At 63.6% G+C, this 24,503-nt stretch carries 23 protein-coding genes and 1 tRNA gene; 17 read left to right on the forward strand and 7 right to left on the reverse strand.

Annotated elements, in window-relative coordinates; translation table 11 throughout:
* Window positions 1-201 precede the first annotated feature (201 nt).
* From cysG to DYZ14_RS10795, 5 genes are all read left to right on the forward strand, one after another.
* Entirely contained in the window at window positions 202-1,638 is a 1,437-nt protein-coding gene (cysG, locus tag DYZ14_RS10775; RefSeq protein ID WP_445292380.1) for a siroheme synthase CysG, read from the forward strand.
* A gap of 1 nt (window position 1,639) precedes the next feature.
* Complete coding sequence (locus DYZ14_RS10780; RefSeq protein ID WP_154720671.1) at window positions 1,640-1,954, forward strand: DUF2849 domain-containing protein; 315 nt, start codon at window positions 1,640-1,642, stop codon at window positions 1,952-1,954.
* 8 nt (window positions 1,955-1,962) lie between these two features.
* Entirely contained in the window at window positions 1,963-3,633 is a 1,671-nt protein-coding gene (locus DYZ14_RS10785; protein WP_154720672.1) for a nitrite/sulfite reductase, read from the forward strand.
* 12 nt (window positions 3,634-3,645) lie between these two features.
* The gene (locus DYZ14_RS10790) at window positions 3,646-4,158 is read left to right on the forward strand and encodes a DUF934 domain-containing protein (RefSeq protein WP_154720673.1); all 513 of its coding nucleotides are present in this window, start codon (window positions 3,646-3,648) and stop codon (window positions 4,156-4,158) included.
* Between the two features lie 185 nt (window positions 4,159-4,343).
* Window positions 4,344-5,156 (forward strand): ferredoxin--NADP reductase, encoded by an 813-nt coding sequence (locus DYZ14_RS10795; RefSeq protein WP_154720674.1) that lies wholly within the window; start codon window positions 4,344-4,346, stop codon window positions 5,154-5,156.
* Between the two features lie 76 nt (window positions 5,157-5,232).
* Here the strand turns inward: DYZ14_RS10795 and DYZ14_RS10800 are convergent, their stop codons facing one another.
* The 5 genes from DYZ14_RS10800 to DYZ14_RS10820 form a co-directional block, all read right to left on the reverse strand.
* On the reverse strand, window positions 5,233-5,856 hold the full coding sequence (locus tag DYZ14_RS10800) for a GntR family transcriptional regulator (protein WP_154720675.1): 624 nt from the start codon (window positions 5,854-5,856) through the stop codon (window positions 5,233-5,235).
* Between the two features lie 132 nt (window positions 5,857-5,988).
* A complete protein-coding gene (locus tag DYZ14_RS10805; RefSeq protein ID WP_154720676.1) occupies window positions 5,989-7,194 on the reverse strand; it encodes an ABC transporter permease in 1,206 nt (401 codons plus the stop codon).
* Window positions 7,184-7,900: an ABC transporter ATP-binding protein gene (locus DYZ14_RS10810; RefSeq protein WP_154720677.1), complete on the reverse strand. Its 717-nt coding sequence runs from the start codon at window positions 7,898-7,900 to the stop codon at window positions 7,184-7,186. The genes DYZ14_RS10805 and DYZ14_RS10810 overlap by 11 nt, the downstream gene beginning before the upstream one ends.
* 10 nt (window positions 7,901-7,910) lie before the next feature.
* Window positions 7,911-9,206 carry an efflux RND transporter periplasmic adaptor subunit gene (locus tag DYZ14_RS10815; RefSeq protein ID WP_154720678.1) on the reverse strand — a complete coding sequence of 432 codons (1,296 nt, stop codon included), beginning with the start codon at window positions 9,204-9,206 and terminating at the stop codon, window positions 7,911-7,913.
* Between the two features lie 211 nt (window positions 9,207-9,417).
* Entirely contained in the window at window positions 9,418-10,116 is a 699-nt protein-coding gene (locus DYZ14_RS10820) for a ceramidase domain-containing protein (protein WP_154720679.1), read from the reverse strand.
* Window positions 10,117-10,379: 263 nt separating this feature from the next.
* Here DYZ14_RS10820 and DYZ14_RS10825 point away from each other — a divergent pair, with 263 nt between their 5' ends.
* From DYZ14_RS10825 to DYZ14_RS10840, 4 genes are all read left to right on the forward strand, one after another.
* A complete protein-coding gene (locus DYZ14_RS10825; RefSeq protein ID WP_195949907.1) occupies window positions 10,380-10,937 on the forward strand; it encodes a Tgt2/MlaC family protein in 558 nt (185 codons plus the stop codon).
* A gap of 11 nt (window positions 10,938-10,948) precedes the next feature.
* On the forward strand, window positions 10,949-11,632 hold the full coding sequence (locus DYZ14_RS10830) for an ABC transporter ATP-binding protein (RefSeq protein WP_154720681.1): 684 nt from the start codon (window positions 10,949-10,951) through the stop codon (window positions 11,630-11,632).
* A gap of 11 nt (window positions 11,633-11,643) precedes the next feature.
* Window positions 11,644-12,762, forward strand: coding sequence for an ABC transporter permease (locus tag DYZ14_RS10835; RefSeq protein WP_154720682.1), 1,119 nt, complete (start codon window positions 11,644-11,646; stop codon window positions 12,760-12,762).
* A gap of 89 nt (window positions 12,763-12,851) precedes the next feature.
* Window positions 12,852-14,402, forward strand: coding sequence for a phospholipase D family protein (locus DYZ14_RS10840; RefSeq protein WP_154720683.1), 1,551 nt, complete (start codon window positions 12,852-12,854; stop codon window positions 14,400-14,402).
* Window positions 14,403-14,407: 5 nt separating this feature from the next.
* Here the strand turns inward: DYZ14_RS10840 and DYZ14_RS10845 are convergent.
* Window positions 14,408-14,483 (reverse strand) — tRNA-Lys (locus DYZ14_RS10845).
* A gap of 190 nt (window positions 14,484-14,673) precedes the next feature.
* On the opposite strand from DYZ14_RS10845, the gene DYZ14_RS10850 reads away from it, so the two are divergent.
* Window positions 14,674-15,423 carry a cytochrome c biogenesis CcdA family protein gene (locus DYZ14_RS10850; RefSeq protein ID WP_154720684.1) on the forward strand — a complete coding sequence of 250 codons (750 nt, stop codon included), beginning with the start codon at window positions 14,674-14,676 and terminating at the stop codon, window positions 15,421-15,423.
* A 54-nt stretch (window positions 15,424-15,477) separates the two neighbouring features.
* Window positions 15,478-16,440 carry an AEC family transporter gene (locus DYZ14_RS10855; protein ID WP_154720685.1) on the forward strand — a complete coding sequence of 321 codons (963 nt, stop codon included), beginning with the start codon at window positions 15,478-15,480 and terminating at the stop codon, window positions 16,438-16,440.
* On the opposite strand, the gene DYZ14_RS10860 is transcribed toward DYZ14_RS10855, so the two are convergent.
* Entirely contained in the window at window positions 16,417-17,619 is a 1,203-nt protein-coding gene (locus DYZ14_RS10860; protein ID WP_154720686.1) for a UbiH/UbiF family hydroxylase, read from the reverse strand. The two genes, DYZ14_RS10855 and DYZ14_RS10860, sit on opposite strands and share 24 nt — an antisense overlap.
* A 193-nt stretch (window positions 17,620-17,812) precedes the next feature.
* Here DYZ14_RS10860 and pcsA point away from each other — a divergent pair, with 193 nt between their 5' ends.
* From pcsA to ytfQ, 6 genes are all read left to right on the forward strand, one after another.
* Window positions 17,813-18,544: a phosphatidylcholine synthase gene (pcsA, locus tag DYZ14_RS10865; protein ID WP_115669418.1), complete on the forward strand. Its 732-nt coding sequence runs from the start codon at window positions 17,813-17,815 to the stop codon at window positions 18,542-18,544.
* Between the two features lie 147 nt (window positions 18,545-18,691).
* Window positions 18,692-20,239: an ABC transporter ATP-binding protein gene (locus tag DYZ14_RS10870; RefSeq protein ID WP_195949909.1), complete on the forward strand. Its 1,548-nt coding sequence runs from the start codon at window positions 18,692-18,694 to the stop codon at window positions 20,237-20,239.
* Window positions 20,229-21,323 carry an ABC transporter permease gene (locus DYZ14_RS10875; RefSeq protein WP_154720688.1) on the forward strand — a complete coding sequence of 365 codons (1,095 nt, stop codon included), beginning with the start codon at window positions 20,229-20,231 and terminating at the stop codon, window positions 21,321-21,323. Before DYZ14_RS10870 ends, DYZ14_RS10875 begins: the two co-directional genes overlap by 11 nt.
* Window positions 21,320-22,237: an ABC transporter permease gene (locus tag DYZ14_RS10880; RefSeq protein ID WP_154720689.1), complete on the forward strand. Its 918-nt coding sequence runs from the start codon at window positions 21,320-21,322 to the stop codon at window positions 22,235-22,237. The genes DYZ14_RS10875 and DYZ14_RS10880 overlap by 4 nt, the downstream gene beginning before the upstream one ends.
* 39 nt (window positions 22,238-22,276) lie before the next feature.
* On the forward strand, window positions 22,277-23,350 hold the full coding sequence (locus tag DYZ14_RS10885; RefSeq protein ID WP_154720690.1) for a BMP family ABC transporter substrate-binding protein: 1,074 nt from the start codon (window positions 22,277-22,279) through the stop codon (window positions 23,348-23,350).
* Between the two features lie 157 nt (window positions 23,351-23,507).
* Window positions 23,508-24,470 carry a galactofuranose ABC transporter, galactofuranose-binding protein YtfQ gene (gene ytfQ, locus DYZ14_RS10890; RefSeq protein ID WP_154720691.1) on the forward strand — a complete coding sequence of 321 codons (963 nt, stop codon included), beginning with the start codon at window positions 23,508-23,510 and terminating at the stop codon, window positions 24,468-24,470.
* Window positions 24,471-24,503 lie beyond the last annotated feature (33 nt).

The raw sequence follows: 24,503 nt of genomic DNA on the forward strand, positions 1-24,503 counted from the left end.
CGTCCGCGGCGCCGTTATCCCGTGGGTTTTGCTGCGCTGCCGCGTCCGGTCGATGCGGCTCGGTGAGATTTGCTCACTTCCGCGCAAAGCCTAGCAAAGAAATATCCTTCTCCGAAGCCCGACGGATTTCTGTTTCTTCAATCCCTTGGCGAATACAGGGATAAATGGGCAGTCTTCCAGAACGCGGAATCGGACATGGGCGTGAGCGAACAGCGACTTTCGGTATTTCCGGCCTTTTTCAAGGTCGCGAACGCCGTTGCCGTGGTGTTCGGCAACGGGCCGGAGGCCTTTGCCAAGACCCGCCTGCTGCGCAACACCCAGGCGCGGATCGTCGCCTATGCCGAAGCGCCGGATGCCGATTACGCCGCCTATCTGGCCGAGCACGACATCGAAACCGTCGCCCGCAGTTTTACTCCCTCCCAGGTCGAGGACGCGGTTCTGGTGTTCGCCGCGACCGGCGATGCGGAACTGGACCGTGCCATCGTTCGTGCCGCCCGCGCCCGCCGCATCCCGGCCAATGCCGTCGACCAGCCGGATTTTTGCGATTTTTACACGCCGGCGCTGGTGAACCGGGCTCCGATCGCCGTCGCCATTGGCACGGAAGGGGCAGGTCCCGTGCTTGCCCAGATGATCCGCGCCGACATCGACCGGCTGCTGCCGCGGACACTGGGACGTCTGGCGACGCTGGCCAACAGCTATCGGAGCGCCGTCGACAGGCTTCTGCCGCGCGGGGTGGCGCGTCGGCTGTTCTGGCGTTCCTTCTTCAAGGGGCAGGTGGCGGATGCCGTCGCCTCCGGAGACATCAGTGATGCGCGCCGCCGCGCCACGCGCCTGCTCAAGGACGCCGTGAACGAGAAGGCCGAAGGCCGCATTTTCCTGGTCGGCGCCGGTCCGGGTGCGGAAGACCTGCTGACGCTGCGCGCCCACCGGTTGCTGATGGAGTGCGACGTCATCGTGCATGACGCCCTGGTCCCGCAGGCCGTGATCGACATGGGCCGCCGCGACGCCACCCGCATTCCCGTCGGCAAGCGCAAGGGCTGCCATTCGAAGACCCAGAACGAGATCAACGATCTGCTGGTCGAACTCGGTCGCGAGGGAAAGCGCGTCGTGCGCCTGAAATCGGGCGACCCGCTGGTCTTCGGCCGTGCCGGCGAAGAGATGGCGGCGCTGCGCGAGGCGGGCGTCGCCTACGAAGTCGTGCCGGGCATCACCTCGGCGCTGGCCGCCGCCGCCGATTTCGAGCTGCCGCTGACGCTGCGCGGTGTCGCGTCCTCGCTGGTCTTCACCACCGGCCACGACCTGCATGGCGAGACCCTGCCGGACTGGGCACGGCTGGCGCTGTCGGGCGCCACGGTCGCCGTCTATATGGGTCGCAGCAATGCCGCCTCCGTCGCCTCCCGCCTGATGGCGTCCGGGCTTTCCGAGGACACGACCGTCGCCGTCGTCGAGAATGCCGGGCGCCGCGACAGCCGCCTATTGCACGGCACGCTGGCCGAGCTGCCGGCGCTCGAAGCGCGCGACGAACTCAAAGGCCCGGTGATGGTGATCATCGGCGATGCCGTCGCCGGCGGCAACTTCACCCGTTCCGAACCGCTGCGCGGCACGATCGCCAGCCTTGCCCCTTTCGAGAGGACATGACATGGCAGACAAGGTACTGACCGCCAACCGCCTGGGTGACGGCATCGCCGTCTGGCTCGACGCCAACGGCCAATGGACAGAACGGCTGCAGGACGCCTTCGTCGCCCGCCATGCGGAAGCGGTCGAAGCGCTCGAAAGTGCCGGGCGCAGTGCGTTTGCCAGCAATATCGTCCTCGATGTCAATGTCATCGACGTCGAGGAAAAGAACGGACAGCTGCGGCCGCTCCGCCTGCGCGAGCGCATCCGCGCCGAGGGGCCGACCATCGCCTATGCCGACGGCCATGGCTTCGCCAATCCCGAATTCATTGCCGCCTGAGGAATTTCATGTACCGCTATGATGAATTCGACCACGCCTTCGTCTCTGCCCGTGTCGAGCAGTTTCGCGACCTGGTGACCCGGCGCTTGTCCGGCGAAATCGCCGAGGATGCGTTTCGCCCGCTGCGCCTGATGAACGGCGTCTATCTGCAACTGCACGCCTACATGCTCAGGGTCGCCATTCCCTATGGCACGCTGAATGCGAAGCAGATGCGGATGCTCGCCCACATCGCCCGTCGCTACGACCGGGGCTACGGCCACTTCACCACCCGCCAGAACATTCAGTACAACTGGCCGAAGCTGTCGGACACGCCGGACATCCTGGCCGAACTGGCAAGCGTCGAGATGCACGCGATCCAGACCTCGGGCAACTGCATCCGCAACGTGACGGCCGACCATTTCGCCGGTGCTGCCGCTGACGAGGTCGCCGATCCGCGTCCCTATGCGGAAATCCTGCGCCAGTGGTCTTCCGTCCATCCGGAATTCTCCTTCCTGCCGCGCAAGTTCAAGATCGCGGTGACCGGCGCGCCGCGCGACCGTGCGGCCATCCAGGTTCATGACATCGGCCTGCATCTGAAGAAGAACGAAGCCGGCGAGCTGGGTTTTGCCGTTTATGTCGGCGGCGGGCAGGGGCGCACGCCGCTGGTCGCCAAGCTGATCCGCGACTTCCTCCCGGAAGCAGATCTGCTGACCTATGTGACGGCGATCGTCCGCGTCTACAACCTCTACGGCCGGCGCGACAACAAGTACAAGGCCCGCATCAAGATCCTCGTGCACGAGACCGGCGTCGAGGAAGTGACACGCCAGGTCGAGGCCGAGTTCGACCGCATCCGCGACAGCGAGCTTAAGCTGCCCGAAGGCCACATCCGGGCGATCGAGACCTATTTCGCTCCGCTGGCTCTGCCCGACCGTGCGGATGGCTGGGAAGCCCTTGCCAGCGCCAAGAAGGCCGATGGCGCCTTTGCCGCCTGGGTGGCCCAGAACGTCCAGCCGCATCGCCATCCGGACTATGGCATGGTGACGATCTCGCTGAAGCCCATCGGCGGAACGCCGGGTGATGCCAGCGACATGCAGATGGATGTGGTCGCCGATGTCGCCGAACGGCTGGCCTTCGACGAGATCCGCGTCAGCCACGAGCAGAACCTGATCCTGCCGCATGTGGCGCTCGGCGATCTCTATGCCGTCTATCAGTCGCTGGAGGCGTCCGGCCTTGCCACCGCCAATGCCGGGCTGATCACCGACATCATCGCCTGCCCGGGGCTCGATTATTGCGCGCTGGCCAATGCCCGCTCGATCCCGGTCGCGCAGGAGATCTCGACGCGCTTCGGTTCGCCCGAGCGCCAGGCCGAGATCGGCGGGTTGAAGATCAAGATCTCCGGCTGCATCAATGCCTGCGGCCACCACCATGTCGGCCATATCGGCCTGCTGGGCGTCGAGAAGAAGGGCGCCGAGCTCTACCAGATCACGCTCGGCGGCTCGGGCGACGAGAACACCTCGATCGGCGAGATCATCGGTCGCGGTTTCGAGCCGGACCGGGTGACCGATGCGATCGAGACAATCGTCGACACCTATCTCGGCCTGCGCCTCGATCCGAAGGAAACCTTCATCGACGCCTATCGCCGGGTCGGACCGAAACCCTTCAAGGAAGCCCTTTACGGCCAGGCGGCCGAAGCGGCCTGAGGAATTGACGAGATGACCAAGATCTGGAACGCGGGCGGTTTCGTCGACAACGACCCCTGGGTGATCGAAATGGGCGAGATAAAGGCTGGCGAGGGCGCGCGCGCCATCGTCGGATTGGACGCTTTCCTTGAACTTGCCGAGCACAGCAACGAGAGCGGCTTCGGCGTACTGGTCGGGCCTGCCGACGATGTGACGCGGCTTGGACCCCATCTCGACCGCATCGCGCTGGTGGCGATCGCCTTTCCGGCGTTCAACGACGGGCGCGGTTTCAGCCATGCGACGCTGCTTCGCCAACGGCTGGGCTACCAGGGTGAGGTCCGGGCCGTCGGCGACGTGCTGATCGACCCGATCCCGCTGATGCTGCGCACCGGCTTCACCAGCTTTGCCGTGTCGAACCCGACCGCGCTGGCCCGTCTGGCCGAGAACCGCCTGCCGGGGATCGCCCAACGCTACCAGCCCACAGTCGTCACCTCGGCAGTGGCGGGTGGTTTCAGCTGGCGTCGGATCGGTGGCACCGGTGCGTAGAGCATCGTAGAATTGTAATCCAGCAGCCCCTTCTTGACGGAGGTCAAGGAAAGCGCCGGCTCTCTGTTGCATCGGGGAGGGGACAAAAGCCCGAACGCGGCGAATTGCCGACTTTGTCGGTCGCCCAAGTTGCGGTATAGGGCAGCGAGCGAAGTCAGACAGGCGACCATAGGAACCAAAGACGCATGAATGCTCCCGTCAAAACCGAGAATGCGGAACTGATCGTGCCGGAAGGCGTCTACGCCGAAACCGTGCTCAGCGTGACCCATTATACCGACCGCCTGTTTCGCTTCCGCATGACCCGGCCCGCAGGCTTCCGCTTCCGTTCGGGCGAATTTGCCATGATCGGCCTGATGGTCGAGGGCAAGCCGATCTACCGCGCCTATTCGATCGCCAGCCCGTCCTGGGACGAGGAATTGGAATTCTTCTCGATCAAGGTGCCGGATGGCCCGTTGACTCAGCACCTGCAGAAGATAAAGCCCGGCGACAAGGTGCTGATGCGCAAGAAACCGACCGGTACGCTGGTGCTCGATGCTCTCACTCCCGGCAAGCGCCTCTACATGTTTTCGACCGGCACCGGCATCGCGCCGTTTGCCAGCCTGATCCGTGATCCGGAAACCTATGAGAAGTTCGAGGAGGTCATCCTCACCCATACATGCCGTGAGGTGGCCGAGCTTCAATATGGTTTCGACCTGGTCGACGAAATCGGGAATCATGAATTCCTCGCCGAACTCGTCGGCGACAAGCTGAAACACTACGCAACCGTCACCCGCGAGGACTATCCGTTCCAGGGGCGCATCACCGACCTGATGGAGAGCGGCAAGCTCTACACCGATCTCGGTGTGCCGCCGCTCGACCCTGCTGTCGATCGCGGCATGATCTGCGGTTCGACCGCCATGCTGAAGGACACCAAGGCCTTGCTCGAAAAGGCGGGCCTAACCGAGGGCGCCAACAACAAGCCCGCGGAATTTGTCATCGAGCGCGCCTTCGTCGGCTGAACTTTCGAGATTGAGATCAAACGTGCGCCCGGGGATTGCTCCGGGCGTTTCGCGTTCAAGCGAATTGCGCGACCTTTCAGGCTTTGCTGAGATACCCGATCAGAGCCGCCATCGCCGCCTCGGCCTCCTTGCCATTGCCCTGCTGGATCGCGCGGATGACCGCGACGTGAAGCGAGACAGAGCGATCCATCTTTGCCACCGTAGCGCCGGCATACCACATGCGACGCGAATGCGACTGTAGCGGCGCGAGGGCCGAAATCAGGAAGCGGTTGAGACAGGCCTGTTCGATGATCTCGTCGAACTCCTTGTCGGCGGCGAGAAATGCGTCGAAGTCACCGGCGGTCGCCGCGGCGGTCATCGCCTGCGCACAGTCGAGCAGGTCGGCACGTTTTTCTGGATCGGCATTCTCCGCCGCAAGTCTGGCCAGCAGCGGTTCGAGCTTGAGGCGGACGGCCATGATCGACTGGTGGTCGTCCGGCTGGATTTCCGCGATCTGCAGCCCGACGCGGGGGCGCACGACCACGAGGCCCTGCCATTCGAGCTTCTGGATCGCCTCGCGGACCGGCGTCCGTCCGAAGCCGGACAGTTCGATCAGTTGCCTCTCGTTGACCAGCGCGCCGGGCTTCAGCTTCAGCGTCACGATCAGCCGTTCCAGGGCGAGGTAGGCGAGATGGCTCTGGGAGCCGAGGGTCGCGGTCATTGAAGCCTCCACTGATATATCACACTGTGCCATGTCGCATTTGGAAAGACAAGGCGGGGTGATATATCAGCGGAGTGGCGGAGGTACGCATAACGCCGTAGGCGGCCCGCCGGCAATCGACAGCGGGCAGCCCTATTCGTGCCTCAGCGCTTCAATCGGATTGAGTTGCGCGGCTCGGCGTGCCGGGAAGTAGCCGAAGACCATCCCGATCGCGGCGGAAAAGGCGAAGGCGAGCAGAATCACGGAGGGGCTGCTGACAAACGGTACGTTCATGTAGGAGACCGCACTGTAGGCGAGACCAAGGCCGAGAAGGATGCCGATGATGCCGCCGGCGAGCGACAGGGTCACCGCCTCGACGAGAAACTGCATCAATACCTGCTTTTCCAGCGCGCCGATTGCCAGCCGGATACCGATCTCGCGGGTTCGCTCGGTCACCGAGACCAGCATGATGTTCATGATGCCGATGCCGCCCACCAGGAGGCTGACGGCGGCGACCGCGCCGAGCAGGCCGGTCATCAGCGTCGTCGTGCCGGTCAGCGTCGAGGCCATCTGGGTCATGTCGTTGACGGAAAAGTCGTCGTCGCGCCCGGCAATGATCTTGCGGCGTTCGCGCAGCAATCGCTCGACATTGGCCTGGATTTTCGACGTCGAAACGCCGTCCTCGGCCGAAAGGACCATGCTCGACACTTCGCTCGAGCCGCCGATGCGCCGCTGGAACACCTTGAGCGGCATGACGACGATGTCGTCCTGGTCGGTACCCATGCCGCTCTGGCCTTTCTTGACCAGCGTGCCGATCACTTCGCAGGAGAAGCCGCCGACGCGGATATTCTGCTCAAGTGCCGGCGTCGAGCCGAACAGTTCCTTGCGCACGGTCTCGCCGATGACGCAGACCGCCTGGCCGCCGCGCTCTTCGGACACCAGGAAGGTGCGGCCGCTCGCAAGCGTCCAGTCCTGGGCGATGAAATAGTCGCCGGTCGTGCCCGTCACCGTGGTCTGGTGGTTCTCGCCGCCATAGACCACCGTCTGGCTCGACTGGTTGACGCCGGCCACGGCGCGAAGACCGGCGATCTGGTCGACGACGGCCTGCACGTCGCGTTCGGTGAACTTCTTGGCATCCGTGCTGGCTCTGCCCGGGCCGAACTGGCCGGGCCGCACGAAGAGCAGGTTCGTTCCCAGCTTGGAAATCTCCGCCGTCACCTGGGCGGTCGTGCCATTGCCGATCGTCACCATGGCGATGACGGCGGCAACCCCGATAACGACACCGAGCACGGTGAGGAACGAACGCAGCATGTTGCGGCTGATGGCCCGAAGTGCGAGTTTTACGGTTTCAATGAACATCGGCTGCGCCCTTTCCGTTGTGGCTGTCGGAATTCAGGCGACCGTCAAGGAAGCGCAGATTCCGTTTGGCGTAAGCCGCAATGTCGTCCTCGTGGGTGACCATGATCACCGTGATGCCGTGCTCCTCGTTGAGCCCGGTGATCAGTTCCATGATTTCCTTGCTGGTTTTGGTATCAAGATTGCCGGTGGGCTCGTCGGCCAGCAGGACCTTCGGACTGGTGACGATCGCCCGGGCGATCGCGACACGCTGCTGCTGGCCGCCCGACAATTCCTGGGTCGTGTGATGTTCGCGGCCGGTGAGGCCGACCTGCGACAAGGCTCTGTTGGCCAGGCGGCGACGCTCGCCGGCCTCCATGCCGCGATAGACGAGCGGCAGTTCGACGTTTTCCAGCGCCGAAGTGCGGGCCAGCAGGTTGAAGCCCTGGAACACGAAGCCCAGCATGTGGCGACGCAGCATCGTATGCTGCCTGCGGTCGAGGGTGGACGTGCGTATGCCCTGGAACAGATATTCTCCGGAGCTTGGAACGTCGAGGCAGCCGAGAATGTTCATCGCGGTGGATTTTCCCGAGCCGGACGGACCCATGATCGCGACGAATTCGTTCTTCTCGATCACGAGGTCGACGCGGTCGAGCGCCTTGATCGTCGCCTCTCCGCGACCATAGACCTTGGAGACCTGCTGGAATTCGATGAGGGGAGGGCTGGCCATGCGTCGCCCCTCAGCCGTTCTTTTCCGTGGCGTCGGTGATCAGCAGATCGCCTTCGGCGATGTCGCCCTTGGTAACGACGGTGCTCTGTCCGTCGCTGGCGCCGATCTCGACGTTGACGGCGGTCGGCACGTTGTTCTTCATCAGCCAGACGGTGCGCTCGCTACCTTCCGGCTCAGGCGCGCTGATCGATCCCATGCGAGGCGGCCGGAACAGGCTGAACATGCCGCCACCTCCACCCGAACTACTCGTGGTGAGAGTCTCCGGCGGCGCATATCGGAGGGCGGCATTGGGGATGAGGAGGGAATCCTCGATCGACTGCACGACGATGTCGGCAGTGGCGGTCATGCCGGGGCGCAGCAGCAACTGGTCGTTCTCGACCTTGAGGATGCCCATGTAGGTGACGACGTCGTTGACGGTTTCGGAGGCATAGCGCACCGAGGTGATTTCGGCCGGAAAGCGCTTCTCCGAAAAGGCGTCAACGGTGAAGGTCGCTTTCTGTCCGACGGCCACCTGGCCGACATCGGCTTCGTCGATATCGACCTGCAATTCCATTTCCCTGAGGTCGCCGGCGATGGTGAACAAGGTCGGCGCCTCGAGCGAGGCTGCGACCGTTGCCCCTGGATCGACATCGCGCGACAGGACTATGCCATCGATCGGTGAAATGATTGTCGCCTTGGACAGATTGAGACGGGCCTGCTCAAGTTCGGCCTCGGCGGAGAGGACATTTGCCTCGGCGCTGGCCTTGGTGGCGACGGCTGCCTCGTAGGTGTAGCCGGCGGCATCCATCTCCTGTTGGGTCGAGACGCGGCTGCTCACCAGGGATTTCAGCCGGTCAAAGGTGGCCTTGGCCGATTTCATGTCGGCATCCGCCTTGGCCACGCTCGCCTTGGCGGACAGGAGGTTTGCCTCCGCGCTCTTGACGTTCGCCTCGAGCTTGGCGGTGTCGAGCCTCGCGACGACCTCTCCCAGCTTGACGGGGCTGTTGTAGTCGACCAGCACGTCACGGATGGTGCCCGACTGTTCGCTCGAAACATCGACCTGCACGGTCGGCTCAACCGATCCCGTTGCGGTAACCACGACGGTGAGGTTGCCCCTCTTCGCGGCGGAGGTGGAATAGGTATAGGCGGTCGCCTGGGTGCTGTAGGACCAATAGGCATAGCCTGCACCGATCAGCACGCCGGCCGCCAGCAGACGCCATAGCCAGCGCGAACGCTTGCCGCGCTTTTGCGAACTCCCGAGCAGCGCGGTCAGTTCATCGGTTTCCTTGTCCTTGGCGGGGGGCGGTGCGGCGGTGTCGCTCGTCATGTCGCGTCCATTTTTCAACGTTCGGTTTAAAAGTGTATGGCCGGAATTTGCGGTAAACTTATTGACCCGTATCAAGTCTCGACGAAACGCTGCCCCGAATTGCCCACCCCGCCGGCAGGTTCCGTCGATGGATTGTTTGTCACAGGCGTCGCGGGAAGCGAAGTTAATTCTTGGTAATGGATTGCAATGAGATCCGTCGCGGCAATGTTTCTCAGGATCGCTTCTGCGATACGCCGTCGCCGCCCAGCGGATAACGGATCAAGGCCGTCAGAAGCACGCCGAAAGCCAGACAATTGCTGACATGCCAGAGGAAGTGCGTCCCCATCGGGAAGACCGAGCAGAGCGGCAGGTCGAGGCTGCGGAACACGAAGGACAAGACGAAGAGTGCGGCCGCCAGCAGGATGAGGCGGAAGGACGGATGCTTCTCCTTCCAGACCGCTCGCCCCGTGGCCAGAACGACGAAGAGCGCCGGCAGGTATTGGGTCGAACCGCTGACCGTATCACCCACCATCTGCGTGTCGCGCAAGGACAAGGCCATTCCGGCGGAGAAGACCAACAGGCCAGCGACAATGGCGAGAGGGAGAGCAAAGGGCGGACGCAGAGAGTTTCGCAGGACCGCGGCGCCGTACAGCGCGACAAAGCCCCAGATCGGCAGGACATCGGCCAGTTCGGCCCAGCGTGTGGCGAAGGTGTGCCAGAGAAAGGAGCCGACGCCGATCGCCACCGCAAGCACCATCAGTGCAGAGAGGCCGGGGGAGACGGATCGGGTCCGCATCACATGGATAAAGGCGAGAAGGCTGACGACGACGACGAGCAGGCTGGAAGTGGCGTTCAGCGGTTCGCCCCAGAATCCGGGATCGGTTCGCTCGCAATAGGCACCTGTGATCGGCGCATTCCAATCGATCGTCATCACCGATACCAGTCATATCCAAACGAGACGAAGCCTGCCAAATTCATCGGCAAAGGTCTTTTCCTTTGCGCATTAGGTACACCGTACATATGATGTCAAGCGGGCGGATGAATAGTTGCGGTGACGATTCGCCGGTTGCAAACGGGAGTGTCATCCGGCGTTCATCTTGCGGAATACTTTCTGGGGCGTGCATGTACTCTTGGTTGAATCTCCATCATTCTCGGCACGTCGTAAGATCGAGGCGCCCGGTACTTGCTGTCGCCGTGTGGTTCGCAACACTTCTCGGCATGGCCAGCCCGGCCACCTCCGCCGCCAATGTGAACGGGGCTATCGCTGCGGTCGAAAAGATCCACGCCCTGGTCGTCGCTGCCGCGAATGGTCCAGCCTCCAAACTTGCGCCCTTGCTCGAGCGCCATCTCGATCTTGGCGAAATCGCCCGGAAGGTTGCCGGTAAAGCCTGGGACGGCGCCGGCGAGAGCGAACGGCGGAAGTTCCTCATCGTGCTGCGCGACGTCATGGCGGTGGAACTGGATCGTCGCATTCGTGGCGACGACCGTCTACGCATCAACGAAGCCAAGCCCCTCGGCGCCAGGGATGTGGTCGTTCTGACGTCGCAGATCCGGCGTGACGGCAGCGCTCGCCGGATCGACTGGAAGATGCGGCCGTGCGGCGCCTCGTTCTGCCTTTTCGACCTGGTCGGCAACGGCGCGTCGCTGACGGTTGCTCGACGCGACGACTATGCCGTGCGCCTGAAGGCACTCGACGGCTCGTTGGCGGCACTCACCAGGAGCCTGCGGGCCGAACTCGATGGCCGGAAGTGAGAACCTGAAGCATGCCGCATCTGGTCGAACTTCACCATTGCCACCGCGTCTATGACAATGGCCGGATCATTGCTCTCAATGACGTGTCCTTTTCCGTCGCGCGCGGCGATTTCATCGCCATAACCGGGCCCAGCGGCTCGGGCAAATCCACCCTGCTCGACCTTTTGTGCGGGCTTGAGGAGCCCAGCGCCGGTGAAGTGGTTTTCGACGGTGCGACCGTGCGCGACAGGGCGGATTGGGCCCGCCTCCGTGCGGAACGGATCGGCTTCGTCTTCCAGTCCTTCTGTCTGATCCCCTCACTGACGGCGGCCGAGAACATCGAGCTCGCCATGCTATGGCAAGGGATTTCGGCGCGTGCACGACGGGAACGGGTGGCGGAGCTGCTCGAACGCCTGGGGCTTGGCGCGCGCGGCCGCCAGCACCCGATGCAGCTCTCTGGCGGGGAGCGCCAAAGGGTGGCGATCGCTCGGGCACTCGCGAATAGCCCGGAACTGATCGTCGCCGACGAACCGACCGGCAGTCTCGACAGCCGGTCGAGCGCCGACATCATCGGTTTGCTCGAGGGTCTCCAGCGTGATGGTGCGATCACCGTCGTCATCGTTACCCATGACCGGGCGATCGCCGAACGCTGCGACCGGCGGGTCGAACTGGTCGACGGCCGGATCGTCTCCGACCAGCGCCGGCAGACGGTATAAGAGGCGATCCCATGAACCTGCTCAGTTTGCCGGCCCGCAACCTCATGTCCCAGAAACTGCGTTCGACACTGACCGTTCTCGGCATCGCGGTGGCGGTCGGCAGTTTCATTGCGCTGACCGGGCTGACGCGCGGCCTGCAGGACAGTTATTCCCAAGGCGTGGGGGATGTCGGCGGAGATTACGTCGTCAGCCAGAGGGGTACCTACAGCCTGGTCAGCAGTTCGATTTCCGAAGAGCTCGTGGCCAGGCTCGACGCCGTCGCCGGTGTCGACGAGGCGGCCGGCATCGTGCTGTCGATCGCCGCGGTCGACGACGAGGCGAACATCTTCGTCACCGGCTGGCCGGATGGCAGTTTCTTGTGGCGCTCACTGGTGCTGGAGCAGGGAAAGGCGCCTGCAGGCGACCGCGAGGTCGTGCTTGGGCGCACGGTTGCCGAGGCGCTCGGCAAGACGGTCGGCGACGAGATCCTGATCCAGTACGAACCCTTCCGCATCACCGGCATTTCGGTACCCGATTCGGTCTTCAACCAGAATGTCGCGGTCGCACGCCTGTCCGGTCTGCAGGAACTGCTCGGCCGCCCGGCCAGCGTTTCGCTGGTGCAAATCCGCCTGGCGCGTCCCGTCGATCCGCAGAAGGCCGCGAACGTCAAGGCGGCGCTCGCGAAGGTCTCACCGACGATCGAGGTCAGCGACAGCGCCGAATTCGCCGAGAACATGGACTTCGTCAAGACGGTCGACGCCATCACATCGGCGGTGTCGCTGGTGATGATCCTTGCCTCGTCGATCCTGGTCGCCAATACCTTGTTGATGTCGGTTTCGGAAAGGGTGCAGGAATTCGGCATTCTTGCCGCGATCGGCTGGACACCGGGCCGCATTCGACTGCTCGTGGTGGTCGAGGGATTGTTGATGTGCCTGATCGGCAGTGTGATCGGCGTCGCGCTTGGGACCGCCGCGATGCACCTCGTGTCCTGGCTGCGCATCTCGGCCGGCCTGCTCGAGCCTTATCTCACCCTTGGCATCGTCATGGAGGCGATGTTCTGGGTTCTCCTGGTCGGCCCGCTTGCCGCCCTTTATCCCGCATGGCGGGTGACCCGCGCGACGCCTTCGGCGGCCCTCAGGGGCATCCGCTGACCACGGTCGCTTTATTTCTGGCGGGCGCCGGACCCTTCACTTAAGTTGTGCGTTGTTGCTGCGCTGTGGTGGGGAGCCGGAGGTCGAGCTTGCGCGTCGCGAAAATTATCCTGATCGGCCTGGTCCTGTTTGCCCTTGCGTCCTGGCTCACCGTCTATGTCTACGGACGCTTTGCCGCGCAGGTGAGGGGCGCGCCGTCCGAGGCTTTGGCCGTGGTGGAAAACGGAACGGCGCTCGACCGCGTTGTCGCGGCGCAGACCGCCAGACATCCGGACATGAGCGGCCTCAGGCTCGTCTCCGACAATATCGACGCGTTTGCCGTGAGGGCGCATGCCGCGCGCGCCGCCGGCCGCAGCCTCGATCTGCAATATTATTACTGGCGGGACGATCTGACCGGCTCGCTCCTCGGCCGGGAGATACTGGCCGCCGCCGACCGCGGGGTGCGGGTGCGGCTGCTGCTCGACGATATCAACTCGCGGGGTGACGGAGACGACATTTATGCCGCCTATGACAGCCACCCGAACATCGAAGTCAGGCTGTTCAACCCGGCTATGAGCCGCGACAGCGCTCTGAGGCGCGGCATCGAAATGATCCTCAGGGCCGTGACCGTCACGCGCCGCATGCACAACAAGGCCTTCATCGCCGACGGACGCGTGGCGATCGTCGGCGGACGCAATATCGGCGACGCCTATTTCGGCGCCTCGGACACCGCCAATTTCCGCGATCTCGACGTTTCCATGGTCGGGCCGGCCGTGGGAGAGGCCTCGGCGATCTTCGACCGTTTCTGGAACAGCCCGCTGGCACTGCCGATCCGCAGCCTGTCCGACCCGGAGCAGCGGAGCCTTGCCAAGCTTCGAGCGCGGCTGGACGGGCTGGCCGCCAGCGAGCCGGCGCAACGCTATCTCTCCCACCTGGAAGAGGCTGCGAACGCGGCGGCGGAGCGCGCGGCAGAACCGCGATACCACTGGACCACGGAGGTGCAGGTCGTATCGGACCCGCCGGAAAAGGTCCTCGACGTGGGTCAGCAGAGCTGGCTCGACCAGGCGATCAAGCCGGTCATCGCCTCGGCCACCCGGACCCTCGAAATCACGTCACCCTACTTCATTCCGGGCGATGAAGGCGTCTTGACGCTGCGCACCCTGGTCGAACGCGGGGCGAAGGTCACCGTACTCACCAACTCGCTCGCCGCCACCGATGTCGCCGCCGTCCACGGCGCCTATGCGCCCTATAGGGAAACCCTGCTGGCCGATGGCGTGGATCTGTTCGAACTGCGGGCGGAGAGTGCGCCGGGGCGGCTTTCCCTGTTCGGATCGAGCAATGCCAGCCTCCATACCAAGGCTTTCACGGTCGACCAGCGGACAGGATTCATCGGCTCGTTCAATTTCGATCCGCGATCGATCGCCCTCAACACGGAAATGGGCGTGCTGTTCGATGATGCCCAGCTGACCGCCGAGGTGCGCCGCGAGTTCGCCACCCACATCGCGCCGAACCACAGCTATCACCTGACACTCGAGAACGGCACGCTGACCTGGACGGGCGAGCCGGGCGCCGCCCCGGAATATAATGAACCGGGCGCCAGCATCTGGCGAAAGTTCGTCGCCACCTTCACCGGGTTCTTGCCATTGGAATCGCAATTGTGAGGGGATGGTGAGAGCGCAGGGATTCGAACCCTGGACCTACTGATTAAAAGTCAGTTGCTCTACCGGCTGAGCTACGCTCTCCCAAGTCCGGGCATTCAAGCTCCGGCGGAAGTGTGCGTTACATAGGCAGGTGCCCTTTGCCGGTCAACCGAAATTTTCACCGGCAACCGGATGTGCCGTCGCAATTGTCGCAGCGAACAGAAAGGTGATTGGCAAGCAAGGGAGGAGGGCGCTAGGAAGGCGGCACAAGGCTGCAGATGGAGTTGCCCACGTGTCGATTGCCGAGATTTCGCTGCTCAGCGCGCTATTTGCCGGAGCGCTCTCCTTCCTCTCGCCCTGCGTTCTTCCGCTTGTGCCGCCCTATCTCTGCTACATGGCCGGAATATCCGTCGACCAGTTTCGCAATGGCGGCGTGGCGACGCAGGATCGCCAGGCCCGCCGTGCGGTGATGTTCTCGGCGCTCGCCTTCACGCTCGGCTTTGCCACCGTGTTCGTGGCGCTCGGCGCCGGCGCCTCGACCATCGGTACGATGCTGCGCCAGCATCTCGACCTGCTGGCGAAGATCGGCGGCGTGATCATCATCATCATGGGGCTGAATTTCCTCGGCGTCTTCCGGATCGGGCTTCTGTCTCGCGAAATGCGCATCTCCGGCGGCGGCAAGCCGGCGACGCTGTCGGGCGCCTATGTCATGGGCCTGGCCTTCGCCTTCGGCTGGACCCCCTGCATCGGCCCGGTGCTCGGTGCGATCCTCGGGGTTGCCGCGGCACGTGACACGGTCGGCGAGGGTGCCATGCTGCTGGCGGTGTATTCGCTGGGTCTGGCCGTGCCGTTCTGGATCGCCGCTGCCTTTTCCGGCGCCTTCATGCGGTTCCTCACCCGCTTTCGCAAGCATCTCGGCCTGGTCGAGAAGATCATGGGCGGCTTGCTCGTGCTGACCGGCCTTGCCTTTATCTTCGGATTCGTCGCCGACATGGCGATTTGGTTCCAGCAGACCTTTCCAATCCTGTCGCAAATCGGCTAAGGCCGAAAGGATTGGGTCGTATGCGAACGGCCCGCCGAACCGGGGAGTGGCGGCTTGGGTGACATTATCGCACTGGTGCTGCCGTTCTTCGGCCTGATCCTGATCGGCTATGTTTCCGGCCGAGTGACGCGGCAGCCGGCCGAGGCGCTCGGATGGCTCAACTTCTTCGTCATCTACATCGCCCTGCCGTCGCTGTTCTTCAAGCTGGTATCGCGTACGCCGATCGAGGAACTGACCCGGATCGACTTCATCGCAGCGTCGCTGGCCGCCACCTATGCGATCTTTCTTCTCGTCTTCCTGATCGGCCGTCTCGTGCGGGGCGATACGATCGCCGACTGCACGATCCAGGCGCTCGCCGGCGCCTATGGCAATATCGGCTATATGGGGCCTGGCCTTGCGCTCCTGGCCTTCGGGGAAGCCGCCGCGGTGCCGGTGGCGCTGATCTTCTGCTTCGAGAATGCCGCCCACTTCACTGCCGCACCGGCGCTGATGGCCTTTGCCGGCGGCGATGAGCGGCCGCGCAGCCGGGTGGCGCTCGATGTGGCAAAGAAGATCGCCTACCACCCGTTCATCATCGCCACCGCGATCGGATTCCTGGCGGCGGGGTTCCAGTTCGAGCCACCGCTCGCGCTGCAACGGCTGATCGACTATCTCGCCCAGGCGGCGGCTCCATGCGCGCTGTTTGCCATGGGCGTGACGCTGGCGCTTCGTCCGCTGAAGCGCATACCGGCCGAAATCGGCTATATCGTGCCGATCAAGCTGCTCCTGCATCCGCTGTTGGTCTATGTCGTGCTCGGACTGGTCGGCAATTTCGATCCGCTGTGGATCTTCACCGCCGTGCTGCTGGCCTCGCTTCCGACGGCGACCAATGTCTTCGTCATCGGGCAGCAATACGGCGTCTGGCAAGAGCGTGCCTCGGCCACCATCCTGATCACCACGGTGCTGTCGGTGCTGTCGGTTTCCTCGCTTCTTTACGCCATCACCAACGGCATTCTACCGCCGGATCTTTTCCCTTAGGAAATCCGGGAAGGAACTCAGGGCCCGGCCGGGAGCGACCCCTTCCTGCATCACCAGATGGCGGAGCGGCGCGAGGCTGGAAAGCACCTGCAGGCCCGCTGCCCGCAGCATCTGCACCGGCAGGAGGCTCGACAGGAGCGAGCGATTGAGCAGATCGACGCTTGCCGTGCGGCTGATGACGTCGACGCGGCGCTTGGCGTCGAAGCGATCTCCGGCGTCGGCGGGGATCGGCCGGCCGGTACGATCACACAGGATGTCTTCAAGTGCCGCGATGTCGCGCAGGCTGAGATTGAGGCCTTGTGCACCGATCGGCGGGAAGGCATGGCCGGCCTCGCCGATGAAGGCGGCGCGGCCCTTGCCATAGCGGTTGGCGGTCATGCCGGAAAGCGGCCAGGCCTGGACGCCCTCCTCGACGGTGACCTTGCCGAGCATCGATTGCATCCGGGTCTCGACCGCCAACGACAGCTCTTCGACGCTCAGCGATAGCAGTTGGTCGGCTTGCTTCGGATCGACCACCCAGACCAGGCTGGAACGCTGGCCGGGCAGGGGCACCTGGGTGAAGGGGCCGCTTTCGCCGTGGAACTCGGTCGAGGTGTTGCGATGGGGAACGCCATGGGCGAAGTTGAGAACCAAGGCGGTCTGCGGATAGGACCAGGTCCGCACGTCGATGCCGGCGCTTTGCCTCACCTTCGACTTGCGGCCGTCCGCGCCGACGATGAAGTCGGCCTCCAGGTTCTCGCCCCCGTCCAGCGTGATCATGACCTTGTCCGGGCCAACGACGATATGCTGCGCAGCGGCGGTAAAACGCGTGATGTTGGGCTCGGCGGCAACCGCCTCGGCCAGAACTTTGAGCAGCGCGCTATTGGGCATGTTGTAGCCGAACGCCTCCAGGCCGATCTCGGCGCTGCGGAAGGCGACCACCGGGGCCCTCAACAGCCGGTTCGTGCCGTCGATGATCTGCATGGTCGAGAGGGCCGCGGCTGCCGGGCGCACGGCGTCCCACAGGCCGAGCCGCTCCATCATGCGGATCGACTGGTCCATCAGCGCGGTCGTGCGTTTGTCCTCGGCGAGGGGGCTGGGCGCGACAAGGGCCACACGGCGGCCACCGCGCGCTAGGGCGATGGCGGCGATCGAGCCGGCGAGGCCGCCGCCGACCACGGCGATTTCGAAGTCTGTCATTTCGAGCACCTCTGCTGTTTCGCTCTATCTAGAGTGCGGGACGGCAAAAATCCATAAGTCCAATTGGCGCAGCCGCTTGCAGCCTTGACCGAGCGCCGGGGTCATTTTTGTTCATCTTCGAGCATCGCGGTTGCAAAAAATGTGGTTTCGGTCGATACGAAATCGGAGGGTGAAGAACGGGGCAAAACCGCAGATGAAGATCTTCAATTATCGGCGCGTGCCTTACGCGGAAATCCGTGCCTTCTCCGTCCATATCCTGACAGCTTCCGGTTCGTTCCTTGCATTCCTCGGGGTGGTCGCGGCCGCCGAGCGGCGATTCGTCGACATGTTCTGGTGGCTCGGGCTGGCGCTTCTGGTCGATGGGATCGACGGCCCGATCGCGCGCAAGGTGAGGGTCAAGGAAGTCCTGCCCAACTGGTCGGGCGACACGCTCGACAATATCATCGACTACGTCACCTACGTCCTTTTGCCGGCCTTCGCGCTGTATCAGAGCGGCATGATCGGCGAACCCTGGTCCTTCGTCGCCGCCGGTATGATCGTGGTGTCGAGCGCCATCTATTACGCCGACATGGGCATGAAGACGGATGAGTATTTCTTCTCCGGCTTTCCGGTCGTGTGGAATATGGTGGTGTTCACCCTTTTCGTCATCGACGCCGATGCCACCACGGCGCTGATCGTCGTGGTCGCCTCGGTCATTCTGACCTTCCTGCCGATCCATTTCCTTCATCCAGTGCGGGTCCAGCGGCTTCGGCCAGTCAATCTCGCCGTATTCTTCCTCTGGTGCGCACTGGGCGGTTATGCGCTGCTCAAGCATTTCGACATTCCCGATTGGGTCAGCCTCGCCTTTGTCGCGACCGGCATCTACCTCTACGGCATCGGCGCAGTGCTCCAGTTCTTCCCCTCGCTGGGCAAGTCGAAGTCGTAAATGCCGCAACTGTGTGCAAGCGCAAAAAAGTCGCAATGGTCGGTTGCCGGATGGCGCAAAGCGGGTATCAATATCGCCTTCTCGCTTTGATCGGCAGGCTTCGCGGCTGCGTTGGGAGCACGAGAGGGAACAGTGCCGAAGGGTGACATGACGAAGGCTGAACCACTTCTTGCCGTCGAGGGGCTGACAAAACTGTTCGGCAGTTTCGCCGCATGCGATGGGATCGACCTTGAGATCGGCCATGGCGAGATCCATGCCCTGCTTGGCGAAAACGGTGCCGGAAAATCGACGCTGGTCAAGATGCTGTTCGGCATCCTCGCGCCAAGCTCCGGACGGGTCCTTTGGGAGGGCCAACAGCAGGACATCACCTCGCCGGCGGCCGCCCGAAACCTCGGGATTGGAATGGTGTTCCAGCATTTCTCGTTGTTCGAGGCGTTGACCGTGGCCGAGAATATCGCCCTTGCGCTCGACGAGAAAGTGTCGATCGACGAAATCTCGCACAAGGCCGCCGAGCTCTCCAAGGCCTATGGCCTGCCGCTCGACCCCGCCGCCCATGTCGCCGACTTGTCCGTCGGCGAGCGCCAGCGCATCGAGATCGTTCGCGCCCTGTTGCAGAACCCCAAGCTGATCATCCTCGACGAGCCGACCTCCGTTTTGACCCCGCAGGAAGCCGACCGGCTGTTCGAGACCTTGTTCAAGCTGAAGGCCGAGGGCCGCTCGGTTCTCTACATCAGCCACCGGCTCGAGGAGGTGCAGCGAATCTGTGATCGCGCCACAGTGCTTCGCCACGGCAAGGTGACGGGCACCTGCGATCCGCGCGGTGAGACGCCAGCCTCGCTCGCCCGTATGATGGTGGGCGGCGAGGTGGCGACGGTCCTGCGCGACGACGAGGCGCCGTTGGGCGACGTCCAGCTCGAGGTACGTCATCTGAACCTTCGGCCGCGCACGCCCTTTGCCATGCCGCTCAAGGATCTGTCGCTGAGTGTCAGGGCGGGCGAGGTCCTGGCGATCGCCGGCGTGGCCGGCAATGGGCAGGGTGAACTGTTCGACGCGCTGTCCGGCGAATACATATCGGACGAAAACGATGCGGTGCGCATTCGCGGGCGCTCTGTCGGGCGTCTCGGCATTACCGGGCGACGCCTGCTCGGGGCCGGTTTCGTTCCCGAGGAGCGCAACGGACACGGCGCGGTCTCGGCCCTGGCGCTATCCGACAATCTCCTTTTGGCCCGCAATCAGTCGGATGCCAGGGCTTTCCTTTCCGGCGGATGGCTGAGACTCATCCGCCACGACGCCGTGCGCATGGCGACGCAGCGCATCTGCGAGGCGATGGACGTGCGCAAGAGCGGCGTCGATCCGGCGGCGGGGTCGTTGTCGGGCGGCAATCTGCAGAAATTCATCGTCGGGCGCGAACTCGATCGCCAGCCCGCGGTGCTGGTCGTCAACCAGCCGACGTGGGGGGTGGATGCGGGTGCCGCGAGCCGCATCCGTCAGGCGCTGATCAATCTGGCGCGCGCCGGTTCGGCGGTGGTGGTGATCAGCCAGGACCTCGACGAGATCTTCGAGGTAGCGACCGCGATCGCGGCAATTTCGGACGGGCAGCTTTCGGAAATCTACCCGGCCGCGACGATGACCCGCGAGAAGATCGGCCTCCTGATGGGCGGTATGCATGGACTGGAGGCGGCGAATGCGCATTGAACTCGAACGCCGTCCCGGAATGTCGGGATTTTTCGCGATCGTTTCGCCGCTTGTCGCGCTGGCGCTCACCGTCTTTTTCGGCGGCATCATGTTTGCCCTGCTCGGCAAGGATCCGGTCGACGCGCTCTACAGCTTCTTCATCGAGCCGCTGCTCGAGGTCTGGTCGCTGCATGAACTGGCGATCAAGGCGGCGCCGCTGATCCTGATCGGCGTCGGGCTTTCGGTCGCCTACCGCTCGAACAACTGGAACATCGGCGCCGAGGGACAGTTCACCATCGGCGCGATCACCGGCTCGTTCCTGCCGGTGGTATTCTACGAATGGCATTCGCCCTTGCTTCTGCCGCTGATGCTGATCATGGGCATGGTCGGGGGCGCGCTCTACGCGGCAATCCCGGCGCTGCTCAAGACCCGCTTCAACACCAATGAAATCCTTACCAGCCTGATGCTGGTCTACATCGCCCAACTGTTCCTCGATTGGCTGGTGCGCGGCGCCTGGCGCGATCCCGCAGGATACAATTTCCCACAAAGCCGATCCTTCGTCACCGAAGCCGTGCTGCCGGAAATGCTTGGTTCGGGCCGCGCGCATTTCGGCTTCGCCTTTGCCATCCTGGCGGCGATCGGCGTGTGGTTCATGATGCGCTACATGCTCAAGGGCTTCCAGGTCGTGGTGCTCGGCCAGTCGGAACGGGCAGGGCGGTTCGCCGGCTTCTCCTCGCGCGGCATGGTGTGGTTCTCGATGCTGTTTTCCGGGGCCCTTGCCGGCTTGGCCGGCATTTCCGAAGTGTCCGGTTCGATCGGCCACCTGCAGCCCTCCATTTCACCCGGCTACGGCTTTACCGCCATCATCGTCGCCTTCCTCGGGCGCCTGAACCCGCTCGGCATCATTGCCTCCGGTCTGGTGCTGGCATTGACCTATCTGGGCGGCGAGGGCGCGCAGTTGTCGATCGGCGTTTCCGACAAGGTGACGCGGGTGTTCCAGGGGCTTTTGCTGTTCTTCGTGCTGTCCTGCGACACGCTGATCCACTACCGCGTCAAGGTCGTGCTCGGCAAAGGGCGCGCGCTCATCGCGGGAGCCGGCCGATGATCATCGAAGCCATCCTGCTCACCGTCATCACGGCCTCCACGCCGCTCGTCATCGCCGCCATGGGCGAACTCGTCACCGAACGCTCGGGCGTGCTCAATCTGGGCGTCGAGGGGATGATGATCATCGGCGCGGTCTGCGCCTTTGCCGTCGCGCAGATGAGCGGATCGCCGCTGATCGGGGTGGGAGCCGGGATCGTCGGCGGGGCGGCGTTCTCGCTGCTCTTTGCCTTCCTGACCCTGTCGCTGGTCGCGAACCAGGTCGCCACCGGACTTGCCCTGACCATTCTCGGTCTCGGCGTTTCGGGCATGCTGGGCGAGAGCTTTGTCGGCGTCCCTGGCGTCAAGCTGCAGCCGATCGCCATTCCGCTTCTCGCCGACATCCCTTTTGTCGGGCCGCTGCTGTTCAGGCAGGATCTCATCTTCTATCTCTCGATCCTGCTTGTCGTCGGGGTGAACTGGTTCCTGTTTCGCACGCGCTCCGGCCTGAAGCTCAGGGCGATCGGCGACAATCACGGATCGGCCCATACGCTTGGCATCCATGTGATCCGAACCCGCTATCTCGCCGTTCTGTTCGGCGGCGCCTGTGCGGGGCTCGCCGGCGCCCAGCTTTCGCTGGTCTATACGCCGCAATGGGTGGAAAACATGTCGGCGGGGCGCGGCTGGATCGCGCTGGCCCTGGTGGTCTTCGCCTCGTGGCGCCCCTGGCGGTTGCTGGCCGGCGGCTACCTGTTCGGCGCCGTCACGATCGGCCAGCTCCATGCCCAGGCCTTCGGCATCGGTTTACCCTCGCAGCTTCTTTCCGCGCTGCCCTATGTGGCGACCATTGTGGTCCTGGTCATAATCTCGCAAAATCGGCGCACCACGCTGATCAATACTCCGGCCTCGCTCGGCAAGCCGTTCGTGCCTGACCGGTAAAGTCAAAAAGCCTTTATCAACAACCAGAAGGGGTTACCCATGAAAAAGATGCTTATCGCACTCGCCACGAGCGCTGCCATCCTCGGCGGCTTCGCGGCCTCTGCCCAGGCCGAAGACAAGACCAAGGTCTGCTTCGTCTATGTCGGCACGACGACCGACGGCGGCTGGACCCAGGCCCATGACATCGGCCGTCAGCAGTTGCAGGCGCATTTCGGCGACAAGATCGAGACGCCCTTCCTCGAAAGCGTGCCGGAAGGCCCGGATGCCGAGCGCGCCATCGAGCGTCTCGCCCGCTCGGACTGCAAGCTGATCTTCACCACCTCGTTCGGCTTCATGGATGCCACCGTCAAGGTTGCCGCCAAGTTCCCCGACGTGAAGTTCGAGCACGCCACCGGCTTCAAGGCGGCCGAGAATGTGGCCACCTACAATTCGCGCTTCTATGAAGGCCGCTATATCCAGGGCGTGATCGCCGCCAAGATGTCGGAAAAGGGGGTCGCCGGCTACATCGCCTCGTTCCCGATCCCGGAAGTCGTCATGGGCATCAACGCCTTCATGCACGGCGCGCAGTCGGTCAATCCCGAGTTCAAGGTCAAGGTCGTCTGGGCCAATACCTGGTTCGACCCGGGCAAGGAAGCCGATGCCGCCAAGGCGCTGATCGACCAGGGCGTCGACATCCTGACCCAGCACACCGACACCACCGCGCCGATGCAGGTTGCGGCCGAACGCGGCATCAAGGCCTTCGGCCAGGCGTCCGACATGATCAAGGCCGGCCCGGAGACGCAGCTGACCGCCATCGTCGATACCTGGGGCGCCTATTACATCAAGCGGGTCCAGGCCCTGCTCGACGGTACCTGGAAGTCGGAACAGATCTGGGACGGTCTGAAGGACGGCATCCTGACCATGGCGCCCTACACCAACATGCCGGATGACGTGAAGGCGATGGCACAGGAAGCGGAAGCCAAGATCAAATCGGGCGAACTGCATCCCTTCACCGGTCCGATCAAGAAGCAGGACGGTACGGACTGGCTGAAGGACGGCGAGAAGGCCGAGGATGGTGCGCTGCTCGGCATGAACTTCTACATTGCCGGCGTCGACGACAAGCTGCCGCAATAATCGGCTCTTGCCGGACATTACCACGAACTGCAAAGGGCGCCTCGGGCGCCCTTTTTGTCTTCGGTATTTCGCCAAATTCGACCACGGCGCGTTTACAAAAGTCATATAGTATGATTTATGACATCTGTCACGGGAGGTGACGCCAAGGGAGGAAATCATGACGTTTTTTAAAGCGCTTGCCAGCGCCACGGTGCTTGCTGGCTGCATGTTCGCGACGGCCCAGGCCGAGGGCCTCGTTGTCGGCTTTTCGCAGATCGGTTCGGAGTCCGGCTGGCGTGCGGCAGAAACCACGCTGACCAAGCAGCAGGCGGAAAAGCGCGGCATCGACCTGAAATTCGCCGATGCCCAGCAGAAGCAGGAAAACCAGATCAAGGCGCTGCGCTCGTTCATCGCCCAGGGCGTTGATGCGATCCTGGTCGCCCCCGTCGTCGCCACTGGATGGGACGAAGTGCTCGAAGAGGCCAAGGAAGCCGAGATCCCGGTGATCCTGCTCGACCGTACCGTCGATGCCGACAAGGAACTCTACATGACGGCGGTGACCTCCGACCTCGTGCACGAGGGCAAGGTTGCCGGCGAATGGCTGGCCAAGACCGTCGGCGACAAGCCCTGCAACATCGTCGAACTCCAGGGCACGACCGGTTCGTCCCCGGCCATCGACCGCAAGAAGGGCTTCGAGGAAGGCATTGCCGCCAGCGCCAACCTCAAGATCATCCGCAGCCAGACCGGCGACTTCACCCGCACCAAGGGCAAGGAAGTCATGGAGAGCTTCCTCAAGGCCGAGGACGGCGGCAAGAACATCTGCGCGCTCTACGCCCACAATGACGACATGGCGGTCGGCGCGATCCAGGCAATCAAGGAGGCGGGCCTGAAGCCGGGCACCGACATTCTGGTCGTGTCGATCGATGCCGTGCCGGACATCTTCCTCGCCATGGCCGCCGGTGAAGCCAATGCGACCGTGGAGCTGACGCCGAACATGGCGGGTCCGGCCTTCGACGCGCTGGAAGCCTACAAGAAGGACGGCACCATGCCGCCGAAGTGGATCCAGACCGAATCCAAGCTTTATACCCAGGCTGACGATCCGCAGAAGGTCTACGAAGAGAAGAAGGGCCTCGGCTACTGATTGCCGCTTTGATGTCCCGGCCACGCTCCCTTC

The sequence above is a fragment of the Ciceribacter sp. T2.26MG-112.2 genome (assembly GCF_900492205.1).
GTDB classification, from domain to species: domain Bacteria; phylum Pseudomonadota; class Alphaproteobacteria; order Rhizobiales; family Rhizobiaceae; genus Allorhizobium; species Allorhizobium naphthalenivorans_A.

What these genes read in the sequence shown, in the direction of transcription:
- DYZ14_RS10820 (WP_154720679.1), bottom strand. Translation starts at nt 10,116, where the DNA reads ATGACGATCGATTGGAATGCGCCGATCACAGGTGCCTATTGCGAGCGA.
- DYZ14_RS10805 (WP_154720676.1), bottom strand. Translation starts at nt 7,194, where the DNA reads ATGTTCATTGAAACCGTAAAACTCGCACTTCGGGCCATCAGCCGCAAC.
- DYZ14_RS10810 (WP_154720677.1), bottom strand. Translation starts at nt 7,900, where the DNA reads ATGGCCAGCCCTCCCCTCATCGAATTCCAGCAGGTCTCCAAGGTCTAT.
- DYZ14_RS10785 (WP_154720672.1), top strand. Translation starts at nt 1,963, where the DNA reads ATGTACCGCTATGATGAATTCGACCACGCCTTCGTCTCTGCCCGTGTC.
- DYZ14_RS10885 (WP_154720690.1), top strand. Translation starts at nt 22,277, where the DNA reads ATGAAAAAGATGCTTATCGCACTCGCCACGAGCGCTGCCATCCTCGGC.
- pcsA (WP_115669418.1), top strand. Translation starts at nt 17,813, where the DNA reads ATGAAGATCTTCAATTATCGGCGCGTGCCTTACGCGGAAATCCGTGCC.
- DYZ14_RS10830 (WP_154720681.1), top strand. Translation starts at nt 10,949, where the DNA reads ATGCCGCATCTGGTCGAACTTCACCATTGCCACCGCGTCTATGACAAT.
- DYZ14_RS10790 (WP_154720673.1), top strand. Translation starts at nt 3,646, where the DNA reads ATGACCAAGATCTGGAACGCGGGCGGTTTCGTCGACAACGACCCCTGG.
- DYZ14_RS10780 (WP_154720671.1), top strand. Translation starts at nt 1,640, where the DNA reads ATGGCAGACAAGGTACTGACCGCCAACCGCCTGGGTGACGGCATCGCC.
- DYZ14_RS10835 (WP_154720682.1), top strand. Translation starts at nt 11,644, where the DNA reads ATGAACCTGCTCAGTTTGCCGGCCCGCAACCTCATGTCCCAGAAACTG.
- DYZ14_RS10875 (WP_154720688.1), top strand. Translation starts at nt 20,229, where the DNA reads ATGCGCATTGAACTCGAACGCCGTCCCGGAATGTCGGGATTTTTCGCG.
- DYZ14_RS10860 (WP_154720686.1), bottom strand. Translation starts at nt 17,619, where the DNA reads ATGACAGACTTCGAAATCGCCGTGGTCGGCGGCGGCCTCGCCGGCTCG.
- DYZ14_RS10815 (WP_154720678.1), bottom strand. Translation starts at nt 9,206, where the DNA reads ATGACGAGCGACACCGCCGCACCGCCCCCCGCCAAGGACAAGGAAACC.
- DYZ14_RS10800 (WP_154720675.1), bottom strand. Translation starts at nt 5,856, where the DNA reads ATGACCGCGACCCTCGGCTCCCAGAGCCATCTCGCCTACCTCGCCCTG.
- DYZ14_RS10870 (WP_195949909.1), top strand. Translation starts at nt 18,692, where the DNA reads ATGACGAAGGCTGAACCACTTCTTGCCGTCGAGGGGCTGACAAAACTG.
- ytfQ (WP_154720691.1), top strand. Translation starts at nt 23,508, where the DNA reads ATGACGTTTTTTAAAGCGCTTGCCAGCGCCACGGTGCTTGCTGGCTGC.
- DYZ14_RS10880 (WP_154720689.1), top strand. Translation starts at nt 21,320, where the DNA reads ATGATCATCGAAGCCATCCTGCTCACCGTCATCACGGCCTCCACGCCG.
- DYZ14_RS10795 (WP_154720674.1), top strand. Translation starts at nt 4,344, where the DNA reads ATGAATGCTCCCGTCAAAACCGAGAATGCGGAACTGATCGTGCCGGAA.